Origin of the sequence: Streptomyces sp. URMC 123 (assembly GCF_051386515.1) — a bacterium.
Lineage (GTDB): Bacteria > Actinomycetota > Actinomycetes > Streptomycetales > Streptomycetaceae > Streptomyces.
Map to the genome: position 1 here is coordinate 1 of NZ_JBPQTV010000429.1, position 4542 is coordinate 4542.

Consider the following 4542-nt stretch of genomic DNA (forward strand, 5'->3'; position numbering starts at 1 on the left):
CCCCACCGCTGGCCGCCTCCCCCCTCGACGCGCCCCCGCCGATGCCGCCGGAGCTGCTGGAGGAGGCCCGCCGGGGCGTGCGGCTGGTGGAGTTGACCGCGGTCGAGGGCGACCCGGGCCGCCTGGACGACCCCCGGGTGCGGGAGACGCTCCACGGGGTCATCGAGGCGTACCGCCCCGGGCTGCCGCAGACCTGCCGGATACCCGGCGTCTCCTGGTTCATCGCCCAGTTCCTCACCGGCCGCTACGACGCGCTGACCGACCTCATGGACGGCGCCGTACGCGGCTGTCGGGAGCTCGGCCTCGACTGGGAGCTCGCCTTCGTCCTGCAACTGCGGGCCAAGCTGACCAACGACCGCTACACGGGCCAGGACCGGGCGCACCGGGACACCGAGGAGAGTTTGGAGATCTTCAGCCGGCTCGGTGACGGCTGGGGCACGGCCGAGGCGCTGGCCGGCCGGGGCGAGTCGTTCGAGAGCCGCGGGGACTTCGCCGCGGCCGCCGCCGACTACCGCCGTGCCATGACGATGGCCGAGGAACTCGGCGCCCACGGCCAGGTCCTGATGCTGCGCACCCGGCTCGCGGCCATGGAGATCGAGGCGGGCCACGGCGAGGTGGGCGAGCGGATGCTGCGCGAGGTCCTCACCGAGATGGAGCGGACCGGCGGGGACGCCGTCCGCTACGCCCGCGTGTGCCTCGCCGTGCGCTGCGGCACGACCGGCCGCACCGCCGAGGCGCGCGCTCATCTCACCGTGCTCGCCGAGGAGTTCGACCGGCAGCCGCTCGCCCTGTTCTCGGGCATGGTGGCCGGACTGCTGGGCTGGCTCGACACCGTCGACGGGCACTACGCCGACGGCCTGGCTCGTCTGCGGCAGGCCGTGGCGGCGGCCCAGGACCCGATGGCGCGGGCCGTCGTGCCGTCGCTGGTGCCCATGCAGTTCCCGGCCGCGGCCGCGGCGCTGGCCGGCTCCGGTGCCCCGGAGCCGGCGGAGCGCGCGGCGCGGCTGCTGGGCGCGTACGACGCCTGGCGGGCCCGTGGGCGGCGCGTTCCGGCCTCGGAGGCGGAGCAGCGCCGGGCCGCCGAGCGGCTGGTGCGCCGGGCGCTGGGCGCGGTGGCGTACGAGCGGGGGGTAGCCGAGGGGCGTGAGCTCTCGGTGGCGGAGGCCACCGCCCTGCTCATGGAGCCGTAGCCGGGGCGGCCGGGGCCGGCCGGGGCGTTCGGGGCCGACCCCGGCCGGGGTGTCCGGGGCCGGCCGGGACATCCATCCGGTCAGGACGTCCGGTTCAGGACGTCCGGTCGCGGAAGCGTGCCACCGCCAGCGGCGCCGCCACCAGCACCAGGCCCGCGGACCAGGCGAGGGTGACCCACACCGAGTGCGCCACCGGACCGCCGTTGACGAGGTTGCGGACCGCGTCCGCCAGGTTGGAGAGCGGATTGACGTCGGTGAAGCTCCGCAGCCAGCCCGGCATGGTGGACGTCGGCGCGAAGATCGAGCTGCCGAACTGCAACGGCATCAGCACGAGGAGGCCCAGCCCCTGCACCGCCTGGGCACTCCTGAGCACCAGCCCCAGCCAGATGAAGATCCACATCAGGGAGGCGCCGAAGAGCAGGGCGAGCGCCACCGCGGCCAGGAGGTGGAGGGCGGAGGTGCGCACCTCCATGCCCAGCAGGAACGCCATGCCCAGCAGGATGCCGGTGGCGACCAGGACCCGGCCGGTCTCCACCACGACCTTGGCGATCAGCACCGAGGAGCGGGCGATCGGCATCGCCCGGAACCGGTCCATCACCCCCGTGGCGAAGTCGGTGTTGACGCCGACGCCCACCGCCAGGGCGATGTTCAGCCCCGTCATGGCCAGCAGGCCGGGCATCACATAGTTGACGTAGGCCCGTCGGTCGCCGCCGGAGACCGCGCCGCCGAAGACGTAGACGAAGAGCAGGGTGAGGAGGATCGGGGCCAGGACGGCGTCGCCCATCGACTGCGGGTCCTGCTTGATCTGGAGCGCGTTGCGGCGCGCCAGCGCCCCGATGTGGCGCAGGTGGGCGCGCGGTGCGATGCGGCCGGCTTCGCCGAAGCCGGCCGGGGGTGCGGTGAGGCTCGTCGTGCTCATGCCGCGGCCTCCTCGTCGCTCGGGGCGTCGTTCGGACCGTCGTGCGGACCGGCATCCGGACCGGCATCCGAGCCGTCGTTCGGGCCGCCGGGGCCGGGCGCGGTGGCCCGGCGACCGGTGATGGCGAGGAACACCTCGTCCAGGCTGGGCAGCTGGGTGCCGATGCCGGCGAGCGCGATGTCATGGGAGCCCAGCAGGCCGACCAGCGCGGTCAACTGCTCGTCGCTCAGGATCGGTACGTACACCGCGCCCTCGGACGCCACCGCCCGCGCGCCCGCGACCCCGTCCAGGCCGGCCCGGCCCAGCAGGTCGACCAGCTCGGGGAGGACGTCCGCGCGCGCCGGCTCGATCCGCAGGGTGCGCCCGCCGACCCGCGTCTTCAACTCGCCGATCCCGCCCTCGGCGACGACCCGGCCCCGGTCGACGATGGTGAGCTCGTCCGCGAGCTGCTCGGCCTCCTCCATGTACTGGGTGGTGAGCAGCACCGTGCTGCCGTCCTCGACCATGTGCCGGACCTCCCGCCAGACCTCCTCCCGGGTGCGTGGATCGAGGCCGGTGGTCGGTTCGTCGAGACAGAGCACGGCGGGCCGGCCGATCATGCTGGCGGCCAGGTCGAGCCGTCGCCGCATGCCGCCGGAGTACTGCCCGGCGGGCCGGCCGGCGGCCTCGGTCAGCGAGAACCGCTCCAGCATCCCGTCGGCCCGCCGCCGGGCCTCCCGGCGGGGGAGATCGAGCAGCCGGCCGATCAGGTAGAGGTTCTCCCGGCCCGAGAGCTTCTCGTCCACCGAGGCGTACTGGCCGGTCAGGCCGATGACGCGGCGCACCTCATGGGGCCGGCGGGCCACGTCGTACCCGCCGACGAGCGCCGTGCCGGCGTCGGGCCGGGTGAGGGTGGCCAGCACCCGCACGAGCGTGGTCTTGCCGGCGCCATTGGGTCCGAGGACACCGAGCACCGTGCCCTCCCGGACGCGGAGGTCCACGCCGTCCAGGGCCTTGGTCGTCCCGTAGTGCTTGACCAGGCCGCGGACGTCGACGGCGAAGCGGGACGCGGTGGCGGCCCCGGGGGGCCGGGAGGGGGAGGGGAGCGGTTTCGAGGACGGGAACGCGAGTCGTGATCGTGTCATGGGCCCCACCGTGCCGGGGCCCGCCGACGGCGCGCCGACACGGTGCCGACGGCCCGCCGACACGTGGCCGGCGGGCCGCGTTCCTCGGGAGGGGATACGCGGTGGGCATCACCGGCGCCGCGGCGCGGTTGGCGTCGTCCACCGCCTCGACGTGTACGGGTGGGTGGGCAGCGACGCGCGGGCGTGTGACGCTCACCGCGTCGACCCGCACGGGCCAGGCCGGCCCGCCAGGGACACACCGTGAGCGCCACCGGCGCCGCACGCCCGCGCAGCGCCTCAGTGGAAGCTGTGCTCCGCCGTCGGGTACGCCCCACCGACCACCTCGTCCGCGAACGCCCTCGCCGCGTCCCCGAGCGCGCGCCGCAGATCCACGTACTGCTTGACGAACTTCGGCACCCGGCCGCCCGTCATGCCCGCCATGTCCGTCCACACCAGGACCTGCGCGTCGCAGTCCGGGCCGGCGCCGATGCCCACCGTGGGGATGTGCAGCGAGCGCGTGACCTCCGCGGCGAGCTCCGCCGGCACCACTTCCAGCACCACCGCGAACGCCCCCGCGTCCTGCACGGCCTTGGCGTCGCGCAGCAGCTGCGCCGCCGCCTCCTCGCCGCGGCCCTGCACGGGGTAGCCCCCGTACGCGTTCACCGACTGGGGGGTGAGGCCCACATGGGCCATCACCGGGATGCCGGAGCGCACCAGCAGGTCGATCTGGTCCGCCGACCGCTCGCCGCCCTCCAGCTTCACCGCGCCCACGCCGGCCTCCTTGACCAGCCGGGTGGCGTTGCGCAGCGCCTGGACCGGGCCCTCCTGGTACGAGCCGAACGGCAGGTCGCCGACGATCAGCGCGCGCTTGGTGCCGCGCACCACCGCCGCGGAGAGCAGGGCGATCTCGTCCATGGTGACCGGCACGGTCGTCTCGTAGCCCAGGTGGCAGTTGCCCATGGAGTCGCCGACGAGCATGACCGGGATGCCGGCCTCGTCGAAGACGGACGCGGTCAGCGCGTCGTACGCGGTGAGCATCGGCCACTTCTCGCCCCGCGCCTTGGCGGCGGCGATGTCACGAACGGTCACCCGGCGGGTCGTAACGCCCCCGTACAGCGCCTTTCCGCTGCCGCCGGGGGTTCCGAGGGGCTGTGCGGCCTGTTTTTGCGCAGGCGTGACGTGCGTCATGGTGATGGCTCCTTCAGCGTCTCGAGGCGCCCTGACGGCGTCCCCGGATCACTCCCATGGTGACACCTGCCCCCCGGCCGGGGAAGGGGGGTCCGGCGCCGCTCCGGGAGGGCTCGGCCGAGGCTCGGGCGGGGGGCTGGGA

3 protein-coding genes and 1 pseudogene are annotated in these 4542 nt (G+C 74.8%); 1 reads left to right on the forward strand and 3 read right to left on the reverse strand.

Annotated features, from left to right (window positions below):
• Positions 1-1190 (forward strand): annotated as a pseudogene (locus tag ACSNOD_RS28690) (AfsR family transcriptional regulator); the annotation flags it as partial.
• Between the two features lie 94 nt (positions 1191-1284).
• Here ACSNOD_RS28690 and ACSNOD_RS28695 read toward each other — a convergent pair.
• From ACSNOD_RS28695 to panB, 3 genes are all read right to left on the reverse strand, one after another.
• On the reverse strand, positions 1285-2109 hold the full coding sequence (locus tag ACSNOD_RS28695; protein WP_436769990.1) for an ABC transporter permease: 825 nt from the start codon (positions 2107-2109) through the stop codon (positions 1285-1287).
• Positions 2106-3233: an ATP-binding cassette domain-containing protein gene (locus tag ACSNOD_RS28700; RefSeq protein WP_436769991.1), complete on the reverse strand. Its 1128-nt coding sequence runs from the start codon at positions 3231-3233 to the stop codon at positions 2106-2108. Before ACSNOD_RS28700 ends, ACSNOD_RS28695 begins: the two co-directional genes overlap by 4 nt.
• Positions 3234-3509: 276 nt before the next feature.
• Positions 3510-4400, reverse strand: a complete 891-nt coding sequence (gene panB, locus ACSNOD_RS28705; RefSeq protein WP_436769992.1) for a 3-methyl-2-oxobutanoate hydroxymethyltransferase — start codon at positions 4398-4400, stop codon at positions 3510-3512.
• Between the last annotated feature and the right edge of the window lie 142 nt (positions 4401-4542).